Raw genomic sequence first — 21,392 nt, 5'->3', positions numbered from 1 at the left:
AATTATGGAAACTGCACAAGATACAATACAACAAGCCGAGGCGAAAGCAGAAACCTCAAAAACTTTATTTAAGGGAACGGGCTCGCAGGTTTTGTTGAATGGATTAATTGAAGAGGGTGTAACCACTATTTTCGGTTATCCGGGTGGCGCAATTATGCCAATTTATGATGCACTTTACGATTACGCAGATAAATTAGAACATATTTTAGTCCGCCATGAGCAAGGTGGTATCCATGCTGCTCAGGGTTTTGCCAGAGCAAGTGGCAAAGTCGGGGTTTGTTTCGCAACCAGCGGACCAGGCGCAACCAATTTAGTTACGGGTTTAGCTGATGCTCAAATCGATAGTACGCCTCTGGTTTGTATAACCGGACAAGTTTTTGCACATTTATTAGGAACTGATGCTTTTCAGGAGACTGATGTCATCAACATCACCACACCGGTTACCAAATGGAACTATCAGGTTACCGATGCTAAGGAAATTCCTGAAGTTTTAGCCAAAGCTTTTTACATTGCTAAAAGCGGCAGACCGGGACCGGTTTTAATTGATATTACTAAAAATGCACAATTACAAGTTGAGGAATTTCCTGAATATGTTAAATGTAATCATATTCGCTCTTACCGTCCGAAACCAAAGGTTAGGGTTGAGTATATCGAGCAAGCTGCAGAATTGATCAATTCGGCAAAAAAGCCATTCATATTATTCGGACAAGGTGTTATTTTAGGTAGTGCAGAACAAGAATTTAAAGCCTTTATTGAGAAAAGCGGCATTCCGGCTGCCTGGACGATTATGGGCGACGGCGCTATCCCGACTTCACATCCATTAAATGTTGGTATGTTAGGCATGCATGGCAATTATGGTCCAAATGTTTTAACTAATGAATGCGATGTTTTAATTGCTATTGGTATGCGTTTCGATGACCGCGTAACCGGCCGTTTAGATAAATATGCAAAACAGGCAAAAGTTGTTCACTTGGATATAGATCCTGCGGAAATTGATAAAAACGTTAAAGCTGAAGTGGGTATTTGGGGCGATTGTAAAGAAACTTTACCCTTGCTAACCAATTTGGTTAACGAAAATAAACATGAAGATTGGCTAGCCCGATTCAGAGACTACAATCAACAGGAAATCGACCAGGTGATTACCCCCGAGCTTTATCCGCAGAGCGATGAAATGACAATGGGCGAAGTATTGCGTAACATCAATGAAATTTGCGGTGGCGACGCAGTAATCGTGACCGATGTTGGTCAGCACCAAATGGTTGCTTGCCGTTATGCTAAATTTAATAACACCCGCAGCAACATTACTTCCGGAGGTTTAGGTACTATGGGTTTTGGCTTACCGGCAGCAATTGGCGCGAAATATGGTGCGCCTGATAAAACGGTTATTGCAATCATTGGCGATGGTGGTTTCCAAATGACACCACAGGAACTAGGTACCATTATGCAGTTTGGTGCAGCAGTAAAAATTCTGATTTTAAACAACCGTTTCTTAGGCATGGTTCGTCAGTGGCAGCAGTTATTCCACGATAAACGTTATTCTTTCGTGAACATCACCAGTCCTGATTTTGTGGCCTTAGCTAAAGCTTATTACATCGAGGCTGACAAAGTTGATGAACGTACTAACTTAAGAAAAGCATTGGAAACAATGATTAACCATGAAGGCTCTTATTTACTTGAGGTGATGGTTGGAAGAGAAAACAACGTTTTCCCAATGGTTCCGCAAGGAATGAGTGTAAGTGAGATTAGGTTGAAATAAGCTAAAGGATAAAGCATAAAGACTAAAGCAAAAAATAGCATAAACAAACCTTTGTGGCCTTTGTGCCTTATTGATAAAAATTTAGACATGAGTACTGAAAATACAATAGAACATAAAATAGGTAAAGCTGATTTAGACGGAAAGCAGGAATATACCATCACAGTATATGCTGAAAATCGTATTGGTTTATTGAATCGGATTGCGATTATCTTTTCGAAGAGAAAAATTAATATTGAAAGCTTAAACAGTTCGGCATCTGAAATTGATGGCATCCACCGTTTCAACATCGTCATTACGGAAAGCTATGAAGTAGTTAGAAAACTTGCCCGTCAGATTGAAAAGCAAATTGAGGTATTAAAAGTTTATTTCAACACCAATGAAGAAATTATCTGGCAGGAATTGGCCCTTTATAAGGTTTCTACAGATGAAATCGCTGAAAAAGTGACGGTAGAACGTTTATTAAGACAATATGGTGCAAGCGCAGTGGTAATCCGAAAAGATTATACAGTTTTCGCCGTAACTGGTCACAGAGAAGAAACAGACGCTTTAGTAAAAGCCCTTGAACCTTATGAACTGATTGAGTTTGTGCGTTCTGCAAGAGTAGCCATCATTAAAGATAGTGCAGGTTTCCATGAAAAACTAAAAGAATTCGAAGCTTTTGAACCAGGAGAAGAACTGGTGGAGAATGAATTTTTGGATAAAGGCGAGAAGATTTTCACCATGTAAGCAGGTAGATAGCCAAAAGATAAAAGACTAAAGCGAATTGTCATGCTGAGCCTGTCGAAGCCCTTTAATAGTCTTCGATAAACTCAAACCAATAACAGCAAATTAAAAAATATGAAATGTAATAGCGTAAAACCCATTCTAAGAATATTCGATTATGATAAAGCAATCGAATTTTACGTGGATTGGTTAGGCTTTACCATTGATTGGGAACATCGTTTTGATGACAACGCTCCTATTTATATGCAGATTTCATTAGCTGGTATCGAATTGCATTTAAGTGAGCATCATGGCGATTGTGCTCCCGGTGCACACATTCATATCGATTGTTATGAATTGAAAGAATTTCACAAGGAGCTAATTGATAAAAAATATAAATATAACCGACCGGGGCTGGAAAGAACTTTTTACGGAAGCTGGGCAGTTACGGTAAACGACCCGTTTTTTAACAAGATTACTTTTAACCAGCCATTAGACGAATCAGAGATAGAAGCATAAAAAATGATGAACAAAGTATTTGAATTTATAATTAACTCACGCAAAGCATTTATTCAGCTGGTTGATGGCTTAACCATCGAACAGTTGAATAAAATTCCTGATGGCTACAACAATAACATCATCTGGAACTTTGGCCATATTGTCGTAAGCACGCAAACGCTATGTTATGTACGCACAGGGATTTTTGCAGATGCAGGCTCAGTAAAGTTTAATGAGTTTTATAAGAAAGATACCCGCCCGATTTATAACGTAACAGCGGAAGAAGTTGCAGAACTGAAGTCCATTGCGCTCAAGAGTATCGAAAAAATAAAGGAAGATTATGCCAGCGATGTGTTCGCAAGCATTATACCTTTTTCAACTTCTACTTACGGTGCTGAAATGAAAAGTATTGAAGAAGTATTGATTACTACGATAGGGCACGATAACGTGCATTATGGCTACGCCTGGGCGCTGAAGAAAAGCCTGGGATAATGGAAGATGTGGGATGAAGGTTGATGGTTTGAAACGCCCAACCTGAGTAAAATAAACCCGATTGAAGTGGATGCCGTTTTTCTCGGCAGAAACAAAAAGCGGGACTGAAATAACCGAAAAGCACAGAAAATTGCTTTTCAGAAGAATAATAAATGTTCCGTGAAGACACGGACCATGGCCGTAAAAATAATACGAATTAGCAAAATAGAACCATAAAATAAATAACAAAAACGATGTCAAATTATTTTAACACATTACCTCTTAGAGAAAAATTAAACCAACTGGGTGTTTGCGATTTCATGGACAGCAACGAGTTTTTAGATGGCGTTAGCGCTTTGAAAGGCAAAAAACTGGTAATTGTAGGTTGCGGCGCTCAGGGCCTAAACCAAGGTTTAAATTTAAGAGATAGTGGTTTAGATGTAAGCTACACATTGCGCAAAGAAGCGATTGAAGGCAAAAGAGATTCATGGAAAAATGCAACTGAAAACAACTTCAAAGTTGGTACTTACGAAGAATTAATTCCTACTGCTGACGTGGTAATTAACCTTACCCCCGATAAACAACATACCGCTGTTGTGAATGCAATTATGCCTTTGATGAAAGAGGGCGCCACTTTATTGTACTCGCACGGCTTCAACATTGTGGAAGAAGGCATGCAAATCCGTAAAGACTTAACCGTTATTATGGTGGCACCTAAATGCCCTGGTAGCGAAGTAAGAGCGGAATATGTTCGTGGTTTTGGTGTGCCAACTTTAATTGCTGTACACCCTGAAAACGACCCTCAAGGTAAAGGTTTAGCTCAGGCTAAGGCTTATTGTGTAGGCACTGGTGGTCACAGAGCAGGTGTATTAAAATCTTCTTTCGTAGCTGAAGTAAAATCTGATTTAATGGGCGAGCAAACCATTCTTTGTGGCTTGTTGCAAACCGGTTCTATCCTATCGTTCGATAAAATGGTAGAAAAAGGAATCGACGCGGGCTACGCATCAAAACTGGTCCAATATGGTGTTGAAGTGATTACTGAAGCTTTAAAACAGGGTGGTATTACTGCAATGATGGACAGGTTAAGCAATATTGCTAAAATTAAAGCTTTTGAAATTTCGGAAGAACTGAAAGACATTATGCGTCCTTTATTCCAAAAACACCAGGATGATATTATGAGCGGCGAATTTAGTCGCACAATGATGGAAGACTGGGCTGCCGGCGATAAAAACTTATTGAAATGGAGAGCCGAAACCGGTGAAACAGCTTTCGAAAAAACACCTGCCGGCGATGTTAAAATTGGCGAGCAGGAATATTTCGACAACTATCTTTTAATGGTCGCATTCGTTCGTGCAGGTGTTGAATTGGCCTTCGAAACGATGGTTCAGGCAGGTATTAAACCAGAATCTGCTTATTACGAGTCGTTACACGAAACACCACTTATCGCCAACACCATTGCACGTAAGAAATTATTCGAAATGAACCGCGTAATTTCTGACACAGCTGAATACGGTTGTTATTTATTCGATCAGGCTTGTAAACCACTATTGGCAGATTTCATGAAAAAAGTGGACACTGATTTAGTTGGTAAAAACTTTAACGAGGGTAAAGATGGCGCTGTAGATAACAGAAAATTAATTGATGTTAACGAAGCTATCCGCTCACACGAGGTTGAGCAAATTGGTGCAACATTGCGTAAAGCAATGACTGCCATGAAAGCAATTAAAACTGCATAACCTCCAACCCCCTAAAAGGGGGCTTTTTGGATGGTTAAAAAAATAAAATTATAAACTTTAAATTCCCCCTTTAGGGGGCTAGGGGGTTAAAATGTCAAAAACATTAGTAGAAAAAATTTGGGACGCGCACGTTGTAAAAAGTGAAGAAGGATTTCCTGATATTTTATACATTGATACACACTTAATACACGAGGTTACTTCGCCGCAGGCTTTTGATGGGTTGCGCAAGAGAGGTTTGCCCGTTTTACGTCCGAAACAAACTGTAGCCACAGCCGACCATAACGTTCCAACCTTAAACCAGTTATTGCCAATTAAAGAAGAGCTTTCCCGCTATCAGGTGGATATGCTCACTAAAAATTGTGCAGAATTTGGTATTGAACTATATGGCTTAGGTCATCCGTTTCAGGGAATTGTTCACGTAATTGGACCCGAGTTGGGCATTACATTACCCGGAAAAACAATGGTTTGTGGTGATAGCCACACGTCTACACATGGTGCTTTCGGAGCGATTGCTTTCGGTATCGGAACATCACAGGTGGAGCAGGTTTTCGCTACGCAATGTTTATTGCAATCGAAACCTAAAACCATGAAAATTGAAGTAAACGGTGAGCTTGGTAAAGGCGTTGGTGCTAAAGACATTATTCTTTACATCATTGCTCAAATCTCTGCAGCAGGCGGAACAGGTTATTTTATTGAGTATTCAGGCTCCGCAATAGAAGCTTTAAGTATGGAGGCCCGCATGACCATCTGTAACATGAGTATCGAAATGGGTGCCAGAGGTGGTTTAATCGCACCAGACCAGATTACTTTCGATTACATTAAAGGCCGAGAGTTTGCGCCGGCTGGCGAAGAATGGGATAAAGCTTTAGCTTACTGGAAAACTTTGTACAGCGATGCTGATGCGAAATTCGATAGTATTTTAACTTTTGATGCAGCAGACATTGCACCAATGATCACCTATGGAACCAACCCGGGAATGGGAATGGGCATTCAGGAGAACATCCCGGCAACCAATGCTCAGCCTGAGAAGGAAAAACTTTCTTATCAAAAAGCATTAGATTATATGGGTTTTGATGATGATGCATCGTTAATCGGAAAACAAGTTGATTACGTTTTCATCGGAAGTTGTACAAACTCCCGCATCGAAGATCTACGTGAAGTTGCTGATTTTGTAAAAGATAAACGCAAAGCGGATAATGTTACGGTTTGGATTGTTCCAGGTTCTAAACAAGTAGAACAACAAGCTAAAAACGAAGGTTTAGATAAAATTTTCGAAGCAGCTGGCTTTCAATTACGTGAACCAGGCTGCAGTGCTTGCTTAGGCATGAATGAAGATAAAATACCTGCGGGTAAGTACTGCGTGTCTACATCGAACAGAAATTTTGAAGGTAGGCAAGGACAAAACGCAAGAACCTTATTGGCTAGTCCATTAACGGCTGCGGCCGCTGCGGTTACAGGTGTGATTACAGATGTGAGGGAAATGCTGGAGAAAGCTTAGTTTTAGTTGTCATGCCGACGAAGGAAGCATCTGCAACCTATGAAACAGATGCTTCGTTCTTCAGAGTGACAAATTATAGGTATGATTTTAGAAGTTGCGATATTAAATATAAAGTCTGGTTTAGCCGCTGATTTTGAAGCGGCTTTTAACGAAGCTCAAAAAATCATCTCTTCTATGAACGGTTATGTTTCGCATCAGCTGAAAAAGTGTCTAGAAGAAGATGATAAATACATTTTATTGGTAACCTGGAAAACGCTTGAAGCCCATACTGAAGGATTCAGAGCTTCGACAGAATACCGGGATTGGAAAAAATTATTGCATCATTTTTATGAGCCTTTTCCAATTGTTGAACATTATGTTGAGGTTGAAAGTTGTAATAATAAAGCTTAACCGATTTAAAATTTTTAGCTGCTTTAGTTTTCTTAGATGGTAAAAATTAAAATAATCAAAAATGCCAGAAATAGTTTGGGATAGTAAATTATACGATAAACAACATCATTTTGTATCTGATTACGGTGCAGATGTGTTGCAATGGCTTGCGCCAAAACCTGGAGAAGATATTTTGGATGTAGGTTGCGGAACCGGTCGGCTGGCTGCGCAAATTGCTGAAACTGGTGCTGTAGTTGTAGGAACGGATGCCTCAACGGATATGGTTGCAAATGCAAAAACAGCGTACCCACAGCTAAACTTTGAAGTGGTTAATGCAACACAACTTCCCTATAATGAACAGTTTGATGCAATTTTCAGCAATGCAACTTTCCATTGGATTGAAAACCAGAATGCTTTAGCTGAAGGTTTGTTTAAAAGTCTGAAAATTGGCGGAAGATTAGTTGCTGAGTTTGGTGGAAAAGGCAATGTTAAAAGCATAACTGATGCGATAACCGATGCTGCCGAGCAATTAGGCCTTGCAGATAAAGTGCAGAGTAATTTTTGGTTCTTTCCATCAGTTAGCACCTATTCAACGCTTCTGGAATCGAAAGGATTTGAAGTGGAGCAAGTTTGGTTATTCGACAGACCAACCAAGCTCATTGGCGAAGAAGGCATGTATGTCTGGATTAATCAATTTGCACAACATGCATTCAAGACCTTAACAAAAGAACAAGCTGAATCTATTAAAAATTTAGCTGTAGACATACTGAAACCCGATTATTTTATCAACGGGGAATGGGTGGCAGATTACAGAAGATTGCGCGTGAAAGCGATAAAAAAAGCTTAAAGACTAAAGCTAAAAGCAAAATATAAAATTACGAAAATTGAGTCTTGCTATTTGATACTCGCTACTTGATACTAATACAATGAAAAAATTCACAAAATTAACATCGGCCGTAGTGCCATTGAACATAGAGAATATCGATACCGACCAGATAATTCCTGCGAGGTTTTTGAAAGCGACTACTCGCGAGGGGTTTGGCGAAAATTTGTTCCGCGACTGGCGTTATGAAAACGATAATCAACCTAAAGCGGATTTCGTTTTAAACGATCCGACTTACAGCGGACAGATTTTAGTTGCGGGAAAAAACTTTGGCTGCGGAAGTAGCCGTGAACATGCTGCTTGGGCTATTCAGGATGCAGGTTTTGATGCCGTAATCAGTAGTTTCTTTGCTGATATTTTTAAAGGCAATGCATTAAATAATGGCTTATTGCCGATACAGGTGAGCGAAGATTTCTTAGCTCAGATTTTTAAAGCTGTTGATAACAATGCTAAATCTCCATTGGAAGTTGATTTAGAAAACCAAATGGTAACTATTGTTGAAACCGGTGCTCAAGAATCTTTTGAAATTAACCCATACAAAAAATCATGTTTGATTAACGGTTATGATGACATCGATTTTATCCTGGCGCAGAAAGATTTAATTGAGGAATTTGAGAAGCGTTAGAAAGAGTAAAGCAGAAAGACCAAAGCTGAAAGACCAAAGCTGAAAGACTAAAGCAAAAAACGAACACACCCGTCATTGACCGCCTAAAAATCGCGTTTCAAATAAAATCAACACCCAACTTAGATTTCCTAAGGTGGTAAAAATAAAAGCATGAAAGAAAGTTTTGTCAGTATTCAGGGTTTAAATTTAAAATACCAACACAAGTCGGTGTTAACGGATTTGAACTGGACCACCCACCGTGGCGAAAACTGGGTATTGGGCGGAATTAGCGGCAGTGGAAAAACTTCCTTGGCAAAAATTATTGCTGGCCAGTTAAGTGCAATTGGAGAAGTAAAAATTAATTTTGATACCAACAACCTTTTACCTGCCGAAGTTTTATTTGTAGAAAGCTGGTATCAGTTTAAAAACCTGGAGGGCGTTGCAAACTTCTATTATCAGCAGCGGTATACCAGTCAGCAGGCTAAAGACACCTTAACGGTTCATGCCGAACTGGTCAGCTATGGTAAAGAAAAACACCTCCACTTAGACCACGTGGAGCCTATTTTGGAGGCTTTGAATTTTTCTTCTTTCGCCAGTTCACAGTTAATTGAATTATCGAGTGGAGAACATAAAAAGCTGCAATTGGTAAAAGCCTTATGGTTAAAACCGCAACTATTAATCATCGACCAGCCTTACACGGGCCTGGATGCTGCATCACGTAAAAATTTAAACATTCTACTGAATGAGGTTTCGGAAGATGGCGTTCAGTTGATTTTGATTTGTAACGACCCGGAATTACCCTGCTCTGTTAATCGCTTTGCGGGGATAAGAGATGGGCAGTTTATTGAGGTTAATTCGCTAACCCCATTATCGGCTACCGAAAATCATTCGAGGGAAATACCCGGTTTTTTGAAAGAATCGCCGGTTTATTCTTCTGGTAAGATTGTCAAAATGGTTGATGTGAATATCAGTTATGGCGAAAAACAAGTATTAAAAAACATTAACTGGGAAGTTAAGGCCGGTGAGAAATGGCTATTACAAGGCCATAATGGCTCGGGAAAATCTACCTTACTAAGCTTGATAAACGGCGACCATCCGCAGTCTTACGCCAACGAACTTTACTTATTTGGAAACAGACGCGGAACTGGCGAAAGCATTTGGGACATCAAACAACACATCGGCTTAATCTCTCCAGAGTTTCACTGGTATTTTGATGCTAGTTCGACCGTTTGGCAGAGTATTGCATCAGGATTTTATGATACAGTAGGCTTGTTTCAACAATTACCATATTCAAAAAGTATTCAGGTAGATGAATTGGTCGACTATTTTGGATTAACAGCAAGTAAAAACGAACTGTTAAGTTCCCTCCCACTGGGAAAACAGCGATTGGTTTTACTGGCAAGAACCATCATAAAAAATCCGGAATTATTGATTCTCGATGAACCCTGCCAGGGCTTAGACCAGCAGCAAACAAAACATTTCAACCAATTGGTTGATGAATTGTGTAGCAATGGAATGACCTTAATTTATGTTGGCCATTTTGAATCGCAGCTGCCAACCTGCATAGAGAAAAGAATATTATTAGAAAAAGGCGAAGTAAAAGTCGTCGAGAATATACTAGAAAGCGTTTAAGAATGAAGAAGAACATTTTAGTAATACCTGGAGACGGTATTGGCCCCGAAGTAACCACATGGGGAAAAGCAGCATTGGAAAAAATTGCCGAAATTTTCGGACATGAATTTGTTTTTGATGAGGCTTTGATGGGACACGCAGCTATCGAAGTTACTGGCGAACCTCTGCCAGATGAAACTTTAGAAAAAGCAAGAAAAAGTGATGCCATCCTTTTTGGAGCAATCGGTCATGCGAAATATGATAACGACCCAAGTTTAAAGGTTAGACCTGAGCAAGGTTTGCTGAAAATACGCAAGGAACTTGGCCTGTTTGCAAATCTCCGCCCGATTTTACTATTTGATGAGTTGCTTCAGGCATCAAGTATTAAGCCTGAAATTTTAAGAGGAACAGATATTTTATTCTTCCGTGAATTAACAGGCGATGTTTATTTCGGAGAGAAAATCCGGTCAGAAGATAGAAATACGGCATCAGATTTAATGATTTACCATCGCTACGAAGTGGAGCGCATTGCGCATAAAGCTTTTCAGGCTGCTCAGCAACGCAACAAAAGATTATGTTCAGTTGATAAGGCAAATGTTTTAGAAAGTTCCCGCTTGTGGCGTGAAACCGTTCAGGAAATTGCAAAACAATACCCGGATGTAGAAACCGAACACATGTTTATCGATAATGCGGCCATGCAACTGATAAAAAACCCGAAGAAATTCGATGTGGTTTTAACAGCCAACCTATTCGGTGATATCCTTACCGATGAAGCTTCACAAATTGCAGGTTCAATGGGTATGCTGGCATCGGCGTCCGTTGGCGAAAGCACTGGTTTCTTTGAGCCAATCCATGGTTCAGCGCATGACATTACAGGTAAGGATTTGGCTAACCCCTTAGCCTCTATCCTGTCGGCAGCGCTAATGCTTGAAATTGGCTTCGGATTAAAAGACGAGGCTAAATTATTGGTTGATACTATTGATGAGGTTTTGAAAGAGGGTTTCAGAACACATGATATTGCCGACCAAAGCACTAACCGGTTTAAAGTTTTAGGCACAGCCGAAATGGGCAAATTAGTATTAAAATTCTTATCACAAAAATTAATCAATTCCTAAATAAAAGATTATGATTCACGACCCGAACAAAGTTTATATTTTCGACACGACATTACGTGACGGCGAGCAGGTTCCAGGCTGCCAGTTAGATACAAACCAGAAAGTAGAAATCGCTAAATCACTCGAACTTTTAGGTGTTGATGTGATTGAGGCCGGTTTCCCGGTTTCAAGTCCCGGCGATTTTAACAGTGTTATCGAATTATCAAAAGCCGTTAACAATCCGATTATTTGCGCGTTAACACGTGCAAATAAAAATGATATCGATGTAGCTGCTGATGCATTGCGTTACGCAAAACACCCTCGTATTCATACCGGGATTGGCGCATCAGATTTTCACATTAAACATAAATTTAACAGTACCCGAGAAGACATTTTAGAGCGTGCAGTTGATGCTGTAAAATATGCTAAAAAATATGTCGAAGATGTTGAATTTTATGCTGAAGATGCTGGCAGAGCCGATATTGAATTTTTGGCGAAAATGGTAGAAGCAGTTATTGCTGCCGGTGCCACAGTGGTAAATATTCCAGATACAAACGGTTATTGCCTGCCAGACCAGTATGGTTCGAAAATACTTTTTTTGAAAGAGAATGTAAAGAACATTGATAATGCCATTATCTCTGTACACTGTCACAATGATTTAGGCTTAGCCACCGCTAATTCGATTGCCGGCTTACAGAATGGTGCCCGCCAGGTTGAATGTACCATTAACGGTATAGGCGAACGTGCCGGTAACACCTCGATGGAAGAGGTAGTGATGATTTTGAAAACGCACAAAGTTTTGGGCTTGAATACTCAAATTGATGCAACTCGTTTTTATGATATGAGCCACATGGTCAGAAATCAAATGAACATGCCGGTTCAACCCAACAAAGCAATTGTGGGTGGAAATGCATTTTCGCATAGCTCTGGTATTCATCAGGATGGTTTCTTGAAAAACCGTGAAAATTACGAAATTATTAAACCTCAGGACGTTGGTTTTCCTGACGCAACAATAGTGTTAACAGCAAGAAGCGGCCGAGCGGCATTGAAACATCACTTAGACCGCTTAGGGCACAATTTAGAAAAAGAACATTTGGATATTGTTTATAAACAGTTTTTGGTTTTAGCAGACAGTAAACAAGGCATAAATGATGCTGATTTAAATCAATTGGTTGCACTGCATTTAGCTTAGTAGCGGAAATGTTAAAGCCGAAAGCTTGCAAAGTACTTAGAACAATCGTTATGCTAAACATGATTTTTCAGTAACCCCTGAATAAGCTATTATGCTGAAGCACGGAGTATCTGCAACCGATGAAACAGATTCTTCGCGCCTCAGAATGACAAAATTCAAAAAACATAAAGTGATAAATAATATTGATTCTTGATACTTGATACTTGATACTAAAATCACCACTTGATAAAAAAATGAATACGACAACACCGAACACACTAGATTTTAAATCTGCATCGCAACGACTCAAAGGCGTAGTAAAACGGACACCTTTGGAGTTTAATGCCAGCCTTTCAGCTCAATACAATGCCAATATTTATTTAAAAAGAGAGGATTTACAGATTGTGCGTTCGTACAAACTTCGTGGTGCGTATAACAAAATTAGTCAGTTGCCTGAGGATGCATTGATAAACGGCGTAGTATGTGCAAGTGCCGGTAACCATGCGCAGGGCGTAGCTTATTCATGCAAAAAGCTCGGTATTAAAGGTGTAATATTTATGCCTGAAATCACACCCAAACAAAAGATTAAGCAGGTAAATATGTTTGGCGGAGACAATATTGAAATCATTTTAGTCGGCGATACATTTGATGATTGTCTAAAAGAGGCATTAGTTTATTGTGAAGAAAAATCATCGACATTTATCCCGCCTTTTGATGATGACAAAGTAATTGAAGGGCAGGCTACAGTAGCGATAGAAATTTTTGAGGATCTTCCGGATTTAGATGCCATTATCGTGCCTGTAGGCGGTGGCGGTTTGGCATCAGGAGTGAGTGCTTACCTGCAAACCGTAAAGCCTTCTGTAAAAATTTTCGGTGTAGAACCGATGGGCGCTCCTTCATTAAGTGAGGCGCTAAAAAATGGCGGTCCGGTAACGGTTGAAAATATTGAACGCTTTGTAGATGGTGCAGCAGTAAAGCGAATGGGTTGGATAACCTATCAATACTGCCAGGAACTGTTAAGTTCTACATACCTAATTCCGGAAGGACAAATTTGCACGACAATTTTAAAACTCTATAATGAAGATGCAATTGTAGTTGAACCCGCAGGGGCACTATCTGTAGCTGCTTTAGAACAGGTAAAAGACCAGATTGCGGGCAAAAATATCGTATGTGTAATCAGTGGCGGCAACAATGATATCGAACGTATGCAGGAAATCAAAGAGAAATCTTTGCTGTTTGAAGGTTTGAAACATTATTTTATAGTTCGTTTCCCGCAGCGTCCGGGTGCCTTAAAATTATTCGTAAACGAAGTTTTAGGACCGCAGGATGATATTACCCGTTTTGAGTTTATTAAAAAAACCAATAAGGAAAACGGTCCTGCTTTGGTAGGGATTGAACTTTCGAACAAGAACGATTACGCCAGTTTACTGCAACGTATGAAAGATTTTAAATTCGAAATTATCGAACTGAACCAGGATCAGACTTTATTTGAGTATTTAGTGTAAATATTTTGATTTTAGAAGGACCTATAAATAGGTATTTTTATTAATGGAAAAAGCAAAGTTAATTGGTATTGCACCGCAACTAGTGGTAAATAATGTTACTACTACAGCTGAATATTACAGAGACGTTTTAGGCTTCTGCATTATTGGATATTTTATGGAGCCACCTGTTTATGCTATGGTTGAAAGGGATGGCTATCAGATTCATTTTGCGCAATCAGATACAGATGTAATTCCGGTAAATGAGCAATTTCGTAAAATAAGTACTGACATGATAATTTGGGTTCCGGAAATTGATAATTTTTACAATGAGGTAATAGCAAAAGGCGCAAACGTAACTGAGGGTATTGTAAAACGGGTATATGGTAGCAGGGAATTTGTTATCAAAGACTGCGACGGGCACAAAATAACTATTGGAGACTAATAAGATTCTTACTCGAATAAAAAATGAACTTCAAAGATTTAACAAGCAAAACATTAATATCAGATAACGATTTGGCCTGGCAAGAATTAGGCGGAGGCGTGAAACGTAAAGTAATGCCTTTTGATGATAACCTGATGTTGGTTAAAGTTGATTTTGAAAAAGATGCTATAGGTTCGATTCACAACCATCCGCATTTACAGTTAAGTTATGTTGCCAGAGGAACTTTTGAAGTTACTATGGGTGAGGATAAGAAAATTCTTAATGAGGGCGATGTATTTTTTGCACCATCAAATGTGCCTCACGGTGTGGTTTGTTTAAAAGCAGGGTTATTAATTGATATTTTCAACCCGCATCGCAAAGACTTTTTATAAAATCCAACTTCTATCTTGATACTTGATACTCACAGCTTGATACTTGATACTAAAATTTACTCAAAAGTTAACCTTACATTCTTATACCCCAAACCTTCAATTATTGGCTTTAATACATTCGTAGCATTGATTTTTGTCTGCGCTAAAATATTTGATTTTTTCACTTCATCTGTTATTTTTTGTTCTGCTGTTTTATAAGCTTCGTCAACCAGTTTTGCTTCACGGAAATAAGCCATTTTTGTATCGTAAACCCTCGAATTTTTATGGTCGATTTTTACATAACAAATTTCGGGTTGTGGCAAATTTACTACAGCTGTATCTGCATCAATTTCAATATCATTACGAGTAATTTTTGTAAGATCAATACAACCAACAGCATCGGCTTTTACAATTAAAAGAACACTTGCCTCCGGCAAGAAATCCGTTTTATTTTTGTGTTCAAGCACATCGCTGATTTGGTAGCGAACCAACTCCAGTTTGCCAATAGCCTCAATTTTCTCCACCAAAAGCTGATGTTTACTTTCTACGGAGGTATTGATACTGAACTTTTTCGAAATGAAAAAATAACCGGCAACCAGTAAAATCAACCAGGGTAAAATTCTAAAAATTATTCTCATTTAAAAGGTATTTTTCAATGTTGTGTTATAATTCTTAAACAATTATTAATCCACATTGTATTATTCAGAATTTTTGGCAGTTGTTTTGTGTTACGCACGGTACACACACAAATAAAACTTATCAAAATGAAAAAACTGACTATCCTAATGCTTTGCATTGCTACGCTAGGCCTAGCTTCATGCAAGAAAGACACAATTGTTCAGAGTGGAGCAAATAATTTAACAATTATTAAATATATTCAGCCGAGTGAATGGCAGGCCAGCAGTAACGGCTTTACATTATCTGCTGCTCTATTAGATAATAGAATAGACGCCAGAACTTTTGAAGATGATGGTATTTTGGTTTATATCTCACGGGGTGACAATAATGTCTATGAGCAATTACCTTTTGTATATGATGTAAATTCGTATAGCTACGCTGTAAGTCAAGGAAGGGTTGATTTAGATATTCAGTCTTCTGATTTTCAAAATGCTATTCCAACTAGACCTAATACTGTTACAAGAGTTAAAATTGTATTGATTGAATCTTTCCAATAAGCTTCTTTAAAACTCTAAAAAACGGCTTATGTTCAATTGAACGTGGTCGTTTTTTTTATGCGCTCCCCTGTTCAATTGTAAGGCACGGACGGTTACACCATTTCTTTCCAACAGCAATTCATCGTAAAAACCTTTATAGTACACATCTTTTACTTCAAAACGCCTGCTGCTCCAGTTACTGCTAATCTCCGCCCATTCCGGGTAGAAAACAACTGATGCTGCAAAAGTTTTCAGTCCAAGTTTCTCGGCATCGCCACGAGATAGAACGACAGCATTACCTAGAATCTGGGCCGTGTAAATGTGTTTCGGATTTTGATAAATATCTACCGGTTTACCCGTTTGAAGCAGTTCTCCGTTTCGTAAAATCAATAGCTGGTCGGCAAGAAACAAACCATCAGCCGGGTCGTGAGAAACCAAAATTACGGTAACGCCGGTTTCTGCAGCAACACGTTTTATATCTGCCCTTAATTGATTTTTAAGCAAAGCATCAACCTGACTAAAAGGTTCATCCAACAATAAAACTTTTGTATCAGATACCATGGCTTTTGCTATCGCCACGCGCTGCTGTTCACCGCCACTGAGTTCTATAATTTTTTTATTTTGTAGTGGAAGAATCCGCAGATGTTCCATGATGGCTAAAGTTTTTTCAGCCTTAGTTTTTAAATCGGTATTGGAGAGTTGTGAGGCAATATTATCATAAACCTTCGCATAAATATTCAATGAAAAATCCTGCGTTACCATTTTCATTTGCTTATGCCCGGGTATTAACTGTTCATCAGGACCTTTCACCCTTTGTTCTTCAAAATAGATTTCCCCTTCATCAGTTTTAAGCAAACCATAAATAGATTTCAGTAGGGTAGATTTGCCGCTTCCGCTTTCACCGATAATGGCGACAACATCTCCCGCTTTGATGTCAAAACTAATATTTTTAATTCCGCCCGCCTGTTCTGACTGATATTGTTTCGTTAAATTTTTAACACTAATTATATTGTCGCTCACGAGGTAAATATAAAGCTTAAAGCAGAAAGACTAAAGGAAAAAAAACACACGTATAAAATTATTTTTTTTGCACGTGTAAATATTTATACTTAAATTTAATCTATGAATACGAAGTTGACATTAACAATTGATGAATCTGTAATTAAGCAGGCAAAAGCCTATGCAGAGAAACAGGGGCGCAGTTTATCGGCTGTAGTAGAGAATTATTTGAAAGCTGTAACCAAAAATGAAGAAAATGATACAGAACTTTCTCCAATTGTTAAATCATTGAAAGGAGCATTCAAAATGTCTGTGGATTTTGATTATAAGGAAGAATTAAACAAAATCAGAGAGGAGAAATATCAAAAATACCTTAATAATGATAGTAAATAATGTACTGATTGATTCTGATATTATTCTTGATTATTTTCTTGACAGGAAACCTTTTTCCGATGATTCATCAAAAATTTTAACATTATGTGAAGACCGAAAATTAAATGGTTTTGTAACCGGGATTGCTGTCGCTAACATATACTATTTATTAAGAAAAGAGCATAGTAGTAAATCAATATTAGAAGGTATAAAACGTTTATTAACGTTTTTGAATATAACTATTATAGATAAGTATACTATCCTAACTTCTATTGATTCTGAATTTACTGATTTTGAAGATGCACTTCAAAATTTTTCAGCGGAAAATCAAGGTAATATAAATGCTATAATTACAAGGAATATCAAGGATTACAAAAAAAGTAATTTAAGCATTTTAACACCCAACATGTATTTACAAACTCTATAAAAAATCCTGCCTCGCCTAACCGAAACAGGATCTTATTTATTTGTGTGGCGTTATATCTTTAATTCAATCCAAAGGTTACACCAAAACTCATATTTCGCAACCCAGCTTGTGCAGGCGTAGTAAACATATCATTGAAATAGTATTTGGTAAATAAACCTAAACCGCCGTATCCGAACCTAACTGTACCGCCGTAACGAACCGATTGGAAATGATAGCCGTCATATTGCTTTTCCTTACCACGTTCCTCGCTAATTTGTTTAACCTTACCGTTAAGCAGGAAACTTACTTCCGGACCTAAAACAAAGTAGAACCTTTTTCCTTTTTTACTTTCACCGGTACGGAATTCAAAGTTTAAGGGAATATGTACATAGCTGCTGGAGAAACGGTTCTTAGAAAATTCTATAGGCTCATTTATGTATGTTAAAGTTGGCTGGTTTTTCTGAATCGTAATGTTGTCTCTCAATCGGATTAAAGTCCAGTCGAAACCACCGGCTACATATACCTTAAAGTTCGAGTTGAAGCGGTATCCGAACTGTAAAACATCAAAAGAGAATGTACTGGTTTTACCACCTTTATAATCTAAGAATTCATTGTTAGGAGATAGATTAAAATCTCCGTTATCAATTAACCTGGAGAAACCTAAATCTACCCTGGTAAAAGTTATTCCGCCTACAAAACGTCCTTTTTTAGCAGAGTCAGCAGATTTAGTTTTAATAATAATGCCATGCCCCTCACTGTAATCCATTTTCTTTTTGGTTGTATCTTGTTGTGCAAAAGCACCTGGAGCCATAACACCGGCAAGCCCGCTTACCAAAAGTGTTGTAAAAATTAGATGTTTCATATTCTGTGTGTGTTTATTTAAAATGTTCATTAGTTCATTTGCCATTAGTTTACTAGAATTAAGGTATAATTCTGAAATCGGTTTAATCTGGTCATCTTCAAATCTTGTTTATTTTTTCTTTTTACCAAACTTAAACGGACCAATATTTATCGATGAGAGCGAAGAATCATCATCATCCGTACGGAACTGGATAAACTTATCTTTCCTTTTATCAACTTTGTTTACGATTAAGTTTACCACATCGCCAACATTACGGATGCCTTTATTATCACCCTGGTTATCATCTCCGGCCACTTCATCGGCCTTTATGGTTGCGGCGGCAGATACTATTACAGTTTCAGTATTAGATTTAGAAACCAGCTCGTCAATTTTTGCTTTAATATCCTCTTTAGGCACCTCTACTTTTGCAATCATGCTTTCCTGTTTTTGCATTTCAGGCGCTGTAACTACTTTCTGCTTTTCTACAGGTTTAACACTTTCCTTAACCTTAGTTTTTGCAATTGCATCAACAGGGTTTGAGCTAAGCGGTAAAGTTTGTTCTATCTTGTCTGTTTGAACATCTAAAGTTTTTGTCGCATCGTTAACTGGCAGACTTTCTACAGCGGGCTTCACTAATTTGGGTTCAATTTTATTTGCAAATTGTTTTGATTTAACTTCCTGTTGTCGATAAACCAAAAACCCAACTGTAGCGATTAATAAAACGGCCGCTGCAGATAACCAATAAATCGGGATAACCCTTTTTTTCTTTGGTTCTATTTCCTTTTCTATGTTGCTCCACAAATCTCTGGATGGCGTAATTTCAGCATCTTCAAAAGCAGTTGCAAATAACTTATCAAAATCCTTATCCTGTATAGGTTGCATAACCAAATCCCTCCATTTTTATAATTTCTTCTTTTAATATTGCTCTCGCTCTCGACAGCTGAGATTTACTTGCCCCCTCAGATATACCAAGCGTTTCGCCTATTTCTTTGTGTGAATAACCTTCGATTACGTACATGTTGAAAACCATCCGGTAACCATCTGCCAGTTTTTGTATCACGTTCATCAAATCCTGCATGCCCAGTGTTCCGAAATCAAATCCTGTTGATGGTTGCTCGTAGGCTTCATCTATTTCTACCACATTTAAGCTTCTTAAATTTTTACGGTAGCTTTCAATTGCCGTATTTACCATCACCCTTCTAATCCAGCCCTCAAAAGAACCATCACCCCGGTATGCTTCAATCTTTTGGAAAACCTTAATATATCCCATTTGCAATATATCCTCTGCATCCATCCTATCTTTTGCATAGCGCATACAAACAGCCAGCATTTTCGATGCGGTTTGCTTATAAAGCATTTCCTGCATCTTCCGGTCGCCGGCTTTGCAGCCCTCCAGCAAATCGTTTATCGTATAGCTTCGCGTCAATTTCATTGTGTGTTTGTATATAGAAGATGGCAGATTACAAACATTGGTTGCATCAGGACTAAGAAAAAGTTAAATAAAAGTTAAAATTTATTTTTTATATCTGATTATCAACAAGATAAAGCGCCAATAATTCTCAAGAAAGATATAAATATTTATCTGGAAATGAACATTCAGCATTTCATCGGAAGTGGCAGTTCCGCTAAATGCTATAGCCCCTCATAGAAAATTCGGGGCTGCCACTTATGTCGGGTTTAGAAAGCTATAAATTTAATCAGCCCAAACCCTACTCCCTAAACCCTCCACGCTGTTTCACCTTAAACAACCTGAAATCCTGCTTATAGGTTAGGAAAAATGAATGGTTAAACTGCAATTGTTTATCCGTATTATCTAAATCAATATGTGGCTCAAAACGAACATCAAGATATAAATGCGAAATCAGCTCTTTTTGATAAGCATAACGCAATGAAACAATATTTCTTCCGCTTTGCTTTAAGCCATTCGTATATAAATTACTTGAAACCGATTCGTACAATGGCATACCCTTAATCGAAATGAAGTTATTTCCTTTCCAGTAAGTTGCAACCAGACTTCCCCATTTACTCTCTACGCCTGCGTTTAACCACATTCCAAACCCACCTTGATAAGCGCGTCTTTTGTCAGGAGAAAAATCCTTATAAACGGCAATGTAGTTATCAGTATAAACCTGCTTAATGTTGGTATTGATTTCTTTATGCAATTTCAAACCCGTTGCACCATTAAAAACGGTACTAATCGGAATTTCCTTTAACACATCAATCTGTCCGCCCTGGTGGAAAGCCAGAAACTGCGCAGGAAAACTAAATTTCCAGCCGCTATTTTCTGCGATTGTCGTCTCGGTAGATAAACCGCCAATAATTTCCTCTTTTGCAGCTTCACCGGTGTATATCATTTTCTGCCAGGCAATCCAGGCATCGAGATTAAACCTTTTTCTTTCAACAAGTAATTGTGTTCCGTATTCAATTGGTGTCGTTATCGTTCTTTCAAAATCGTAAAGTGGCTCGATGTATTTATGCTGAATTCCGCCCTCTAAACTTCCAAAAATTAAGGTTAAATTTCTTTTATGGTACTTTAAGCTGAATAATGGTTTTGCATCTGATATTCCGTTTCTTCCGAAGTCTTTACGAATGAAAGCGCCTGCCGTTATGGCTAAATTAGGATGTGCATAATAAACAATCTGAGGCTGCAGCTGTGTCCCATACAAAGTATAACCATCATGGAAATCGTTGGTATATTCATAATTACGAACATAATTGAAATTATAGAAATTGAAGTGAACTTCGTTGGTCAGACTGCTATCCGGACGGATTCTGTTTTCTAAAGCGGATTGATTGAACTGCGCGGAGGCAACATAAAAACTAAAAATAAATGATATGAGGAGTAAGGTCTTTTTAAGATCTGTGTTTGTAAACATGAGCTTGGTTTTTATCGCCCAAATTTAGGATAGTTTTTCGTTTGTTTAACCGCAAATAACGCGAAGTTTACGCAA

24 protein-coding genes are annotated in these 21,392 nt (G+C 38.3%); 18 read left to right on the top strand and 6 right to left on the bottom strand.

Annotation, left to right across the window (positions count from 1 at the left end):
• Positions 1-4: 4 nt before the first annotated feature.
• The 15 genes from ilvB to O0931_RS00235 all read left to right on the top strand — a co-directional run bounded on the left by ilvB (position 5) and on the right by O0931_RS00235 (position 14,690).
• Positions 5-1,756 (top strand): biosynthetic-type acetolactate synthase large subunit, encoded by a 1,752-nt coding sequence (gene ilvB, locus O0931_RS00305; protein WP_269413568.1) that lies wholly within the window; start codon positions 5-7, stop codon positions 1,754-1,756.
• Positions 1,757-1,843: 87 nt separating this feature from the next.
• On the top strand, positions 1,844-2,482 hold the full coding sequence (gene ilvN / locus O0931_RS00300; protein WP_269413567.1) for an acetolactate synthase small subunit: 639 nt from the start codon (positions 1,844-1,846) through the stop codon (positions 2,480-2,482).
• A gap of 111 nt (positions 2,483-2,593) precedes the next feature.
• Entirely contained in the window at positions 2,594-2,977 is a 384-nt protein-coding gene (locus tag O0931_RS00295) for a glyoxalase superfamily protein (RefSeq protein WP_269413566.1), read from the top strand.
• Positions 2,978-2,980: 3 nt separating this feature from the next.
• Positions 2,981-3,448, top strand: coding sequence for a DinB family protein (locus O0931_RS00290; RefSeq protein WP_269413565.1), 468 nt, complete (start codon positions 2,981-2,983; stop codon positions 3,446-3,448).
• Positions 3,449-3,681: 233 nt separating this feature from the next.
• Positions 3,682-5,163 (top strand): ketol-acid reductoisomerase, encoded by a 1,482-nt coding sequence (ilvC, locus tag O0931_RS00285; RefSeq protein WP_269413564.1) that lies wholly within the window; start codon positions 3,682-3,684, stop codon positions 5,161-5,163.
• Between the two features lie 91 nt (positions 5,164-5,254).
• Positions 5,255-6,661, top strand: a complete 1,407-nt coding sequence (leuC, locus tag O0931_RS00280) for a 3-isopropylmalate dehydratase large subunit (protein WP_269413563.1) — start codon at positions 5,255-5,257, stop codon at positions 6,659-6,661.
• 81 nt (positions 6,662-6,742) lie between these two features.
• Positions 6,743-7,051 carry an antibiotic biosynthesis monooxygenase family protein gene (locus tag O0931_RS00275; protein ID WP_269413562.1) on the top strand — a complete coding sequence of 103 codons (309 nt, stop codon included), beginning with the start codon at positions 6,743-6,745 and terminating at the stop codon, positions 7,049-7,051.
• A 61-nt stretch (positions 7,052-7,112) separates the two neighbouring features.
• Positions 7,113-7,877, top strand: coding sequence for a class I SAM-dependent methyltransferase (locus O0931_RS00270; protein ID WP_269413561.1), 765 nt, complete (start codon positions 7,113-7,115; stop codon positions 7,875-7,877).
• Between the two features lie 79 nt (positions 7,878-7,956).
• On the top strand, positions 7,957-8,538 hold the full coding sequence (leuD, locus tag O0931_RS00265; RefSeq protein ID WP_269413560.1) for a 3-isopropylmalate dehydratase small subunit: 582 nt from the start codon (positions 7,957-7,959) through the stop codon (positions 8,536-8,538).
• A gap of 150 nt (positions 8,539-8,688) precedes the next feature.
• Positions 8,689-10,149 carry an ATP-binding cassette domain-containing protein gene (locus O0931_RS00260; RefSeq protein WP_269413559.1) on the top strand — a complete coding sequence of 487 codons (1,461 nt, stop codon included), beginning with the start codon at positions 8,689-8,691 and terminating at the stop codon, positions 10,147-10,149.
• Between the two features lie 2 nt (positions 10,150-10,151).
• On the top strand, positions 10,152-11,243 hold the full coding sequence (gene leuB / locus O0931_RS00255) for a 3-isopropylmalate dehydrogenase (RefSeq protein ID WP_269413558.1): 1,092 nt from the start codon (positions 10,152-10,154) through the stop codon (positions 11,241-11,243).
• A 10-nt stretch (positions 11,244-11,253) separates the two neighbouring features.
• Positions 11,254-12,414 (top strand): 2-isopropylmalate synthase, encoded by a 1,161-nt coding sequence (locus tag O0931_RS00250; RefSeq protein ID WP_269413557.1) that lies wholly within the window; start codon positions 11,254-11,256, stop codon positions 12,412-12,414.
• 233 nt (positions 12,415-12,647) lie between these two features.
• Positions 12,648-13,898 (top strand): threonine ammonia-lyase IlvA, encoded by a 1,251-nt coding sequence (gene ilvA / locus O0931_RS00245; RefSeq protein ID WP_269413556.1) that lies wholly within the window; start codon positions 12,648-12,650, stop codon positions 13,896-13,898.
• A 43-nt stretch (positions 13,899-13,941) separates the two neighbouring features.
• A complete protein-coding gene (locus O0931_RS00240; protein ID WP_269413555.1) occupies positions 13,942-14,319 on the top strand; it encodes a VOC family protein in 378 nt (125 codons plus the stop codon).
• 23 nt (positions 14,320-14,342) lie between these two features.
• The gene (locus O0931_RS00235; protein WP_269413554.1) at positions 14,343-14,690 is read left to right on the top strand and encodes a cupin domain-containing protein; all 348 of its coding nucleotides are present in this window, start codon (positions 14,343-14,345) and stop codon (positions 14,688-14,690) included.
• 56 nt (positions 14,691-14,746) lie between these two features.
• On the opposite strand, the gene O0931_RS00230 is transcribed toward O0931_RS00235, so the two are convergent.
• Positions 14,747-15,307, bottom strand: a complete 561-nt coding sequence (locus O0931_RS00230; RefSeq protein WP_269413553.1) for a DUF4230 domain-containing protein — start codon at positions 15,305-15,307, stop codon at positions 14,747-14,749.
• Between the two features lie 126 nt (positions 15,308-15,433).
• Between O0931_RS00230 and O0931_RS00225 the strand changes: the two genes are divergently transcribed.
• The gene (locus O0931_RS00225) at positions 15,434-15,844 is read left to right on the top strand and encodes a hypothetical protein (protein ID WP_269413552.1); all 411 of its coding nucleotides are present in this window, start codon (positions 15,434-15,436) and stop codon (positions 15,842-15,844) included.
• 6 nt (positions 15,845-15,850) lie between these two features.
• Here O0931_RS00225 and O0931_RS00220 read toward each other — a convergent pair whose 3' ends face one another.
• On the bottom strand, positions 15,851-16,843 hold the full coding sequence (locus O0931_RS00220) for an ABC transporter ATP-binding protein (RefSeq protein ID WP_269413551.1): 993 nt from the start codon (positions 16,841-16,843) through the stop codon (positions 15,851-15,853).
• A gap of 102 nt (positions 16,844-16,945) precedes the next feature.
• Between O0931_RS00220 and O0931_RS00215 the strand changes: the two genes are divergently transcribed.
• Together O0931_RS00215 and O0931_RS00210 are read left to right on the top strand one after the other, a co-directional pair.
• Positions 16,946-17,215 (top strand): DUF6364 family protein, encoded by a 270-nt coding sequence (locus tag O0931_RS00215; RefSeq protein WP_269413550.1) that lies wholly within the window; start codon positions 16,946-16,948, stop codon positions 17,213-17,215.
• Positions 17,202-17,621, top strand: a complete 420-nt coding sequence (locus O0931_RS00210; protein WP_269413549.1) for a PIN domain-containing protein — start codon at positions 17,202-17,204, stop codon at positions 17,619-17,621. Before O0931_RS00215 ends, O0931_RS00210 begins: the two co-directional genes overlap by 14 nt.
• Positions 17,622-17,679: 58 nt before the next feature.
• On the opposite strand, the gene O0931_RS00205 is transcribed toward O0931_RS00210, so the two are convergent.
• The 4 genes from O0931_RS00205 to O0931_RS00190 form a co-directional block, all read right to left on the bottom strand.
• On the bottom strand, positions 17,680-18,462 hold the full coding sequence (locus tag O0931_RS00205; protein ID WP_269413548.1) for an outer membrane beta-barrel protein: 783 nt from the start codon (positions 18,460-18,462) through the stop codon (positions 17,680-17,682).
• Between the two features lie 108 nt (positions 18,463-18,570).
• Positions 18,571-19,323, bottom strand: a complete 753-nt coding sequence (locus O0931_RS00200) for a hypothetical protein (RefSeq protein ID WP_269413547.1) — start codon at positions 19,321-19,323, stop codon at positions 18,571-18,573.
• Positions 19,304-19,873, bottom strand: coding sequence for an RNA polymerase sigma factor (locus tag O0931_RS00195; RefSeq protein ID WP_269413546.1), 570 nt, complete (start codon positions 19,871-19,873; stop codon positions 19,304-19,306). The genes O0931_RS00200 and O0931_RS00195 overlap by 20 nt, the downstream gene beginning before the upstream one ends.
• Before the next feature lie 277 nt (positions 19,874-20,150).
• A complete protein-coding gene (locus O0931_RS00190; protein WP_269413545.1) occupies positions 20,151-21,317 on the bottom strand; it encodes a hypothetical protein in 1,167 nt (388 codons plus the stop codon).
• Between the last annotated feature and the right edge of the window lie 75 nt (positions 21,318-21,392).

Source organism: Pedobacter rhodius, from assembly GCF_027213645.1.
Taxonomy (GTDB): domain Bacteria; phylum Bacteroidota; class Bacteroidia; order Sphingobacteriales; family Sphingobacteriaceae; genus Pedobacter; species Pedobacter rhodius.
The sequence above is the reverse complement of the archived record's forward strand: the minus strand, read 5'-3'. Positions and strand labels throughout refer to the sequence as shown.

Bases quoted from the DNA above. Each gene is read 5' to 3' on its own strand.
- ilvB (WP_269413568.1), top strand. From the start codon at position 5: ATGGAAACTGCACAAGATACAATACAACAAGCCGAGGCGAAAGCAGAA.
- ilvN (WP_269413567.1), top strand. From the start codon at position 1,844: ATGAGTACTGAAAATACAATAGAACATAAAATAGGTAAAGCTGATTTA.
- O0931_RS00295 (WP_269413566.1), top strand. From the start codon at position 2,594: ATGAAATGTAATAGCGTAAAACCCATTCTAAGAATATTCGATTATGAT.
- O0931_RS00290 (WP_269413565.1), top strand. From the start codon at position 2,981: ATGATGAACAAAGTATTTGAATTTATAATTAACTCACGCAAAGCATTT.
- ilvC (WP_269413564.1), top strand. From the start codon at position 3,682: ATGTCAAATTATTTTAACACATTACCTCTTAGAGAAAAATTAAACCAA.
- leuC (WP_269413563.1), top strand. From the start codon at position 5,255: ATGTCAAAAACATTAGTAGAAAAAATTTGGGACGCGCACGTTGTAAAA.
- O0931_RS00275 (WP_269413562.1), top strand. From the start codon at position 6,743: ATGATTTTAGAAGTTGCGATATTAAATATAAAGTCTGGTTTAGCCGCT.
- O0931_RS00270 (WP_269413561.1), top strand. From the start codon at position 7,113: ATGCCAGAAATAGTTTGGGATAGTAAATTATACGATAAACAACATCAT.
- leuD (WP_269413560.1), top strand. From the start codon at position 7,957: ATGAAAAAATTCACAAAATTAACATCGGCCGTAGTGCCATTGAACATA.
- O0931_RS00260 (WP_269413559.1), top strand. From the start codon at position 8,689: ATGAAAGAAAGTTTTGTCAGTATTCAGGGTTTAAATTTAAAATACCAA.
- leuB (WP_269413558.1), top strand. From the start codon at position 10,152: ATGAAGAAGAACATTTTAGTAATACCTGGAGACGGTATTGGCCCCGAA.
- O0931_RS00250 (WP_269413557.1), top strand. From the start codon at position 11,254: ATGATTCACGACCCGAACAAAGTTTATATTTTCGACACGACATTACGT.
- ilvA (WP_269413556.1), top strand. From the start codon at position 12,648: ATGAATACGACAACACCGAACACACTAGATTTTAAATCTGCATCGCAA.
- O0931_RS00240 (WP_269413555.1), top strand. From the start codon at position 13,942: ATGGAAAAAGCAAAGTTAATTGGTATTGCACCGCAACTAGTGGTAAAT.
- O0931_RS00235 (WP_269413554.1), top strand. From the start codon at position 14,343: ATGAACTTCAAAGATTTAACAAGCAAAACATTAATATCAGATAACGAT.
- O0931_RS00230 (WP_269413553.1), bottom strand. From the start codon at position 15,307: ATGAGAATAATTTTTAGAATTTTACCCTGGTTGATTTTACTGGTTGCC.
- O0931_RS00225 (WP_269413552.1), top strand. From the start codon at position 15,434: ATGAAAAAACTGACTATCCTAATGCTTTGCATTGCTACGCTAGGCCTA.
- O0931_RS00215 (WP_269413550.1), top strand. From the start codon at position 16,946: ATGAATACGAAGTTGACATTAACAATTGATGAATCTGTAATTAAGCAG.
- O0931_RS00210 (WP_269413549.1), top strand. From the start codon at position 17,202: ATGATAGTAAATAATGTACTGATTGATTCTGATATTATTCTTGATTAT.
- O0931_RS00205 (WP_269413548.1), bottom strand. From the start codon at position 18,462: ATGAAACATCTAATTTTTACAACACTTTTGGTAAGCGGGCTTGCCGGT.
- O0931_RS00200 (WP_269413547.1), bottom strand. From the start codon at position 19,323: ATGCAACCTATACAGGATAAGGATTTTGATAAGTTATTTGCAACTGCT.
- O0931_RS00195 (WP_269413546.1), bottom strand. From the start codon at position 19,873: ATGAAATTGACGCGAAGCTATACGATAAACGATTTGCTGGAGGGCTGC.
- O0931_RS00190 (WP_269413545.1), bottom strand. From the start codon at position 21,317: ATGTTTACAAACACAGATCTTAAAAAGACCTTACTCCTCATATCATTT.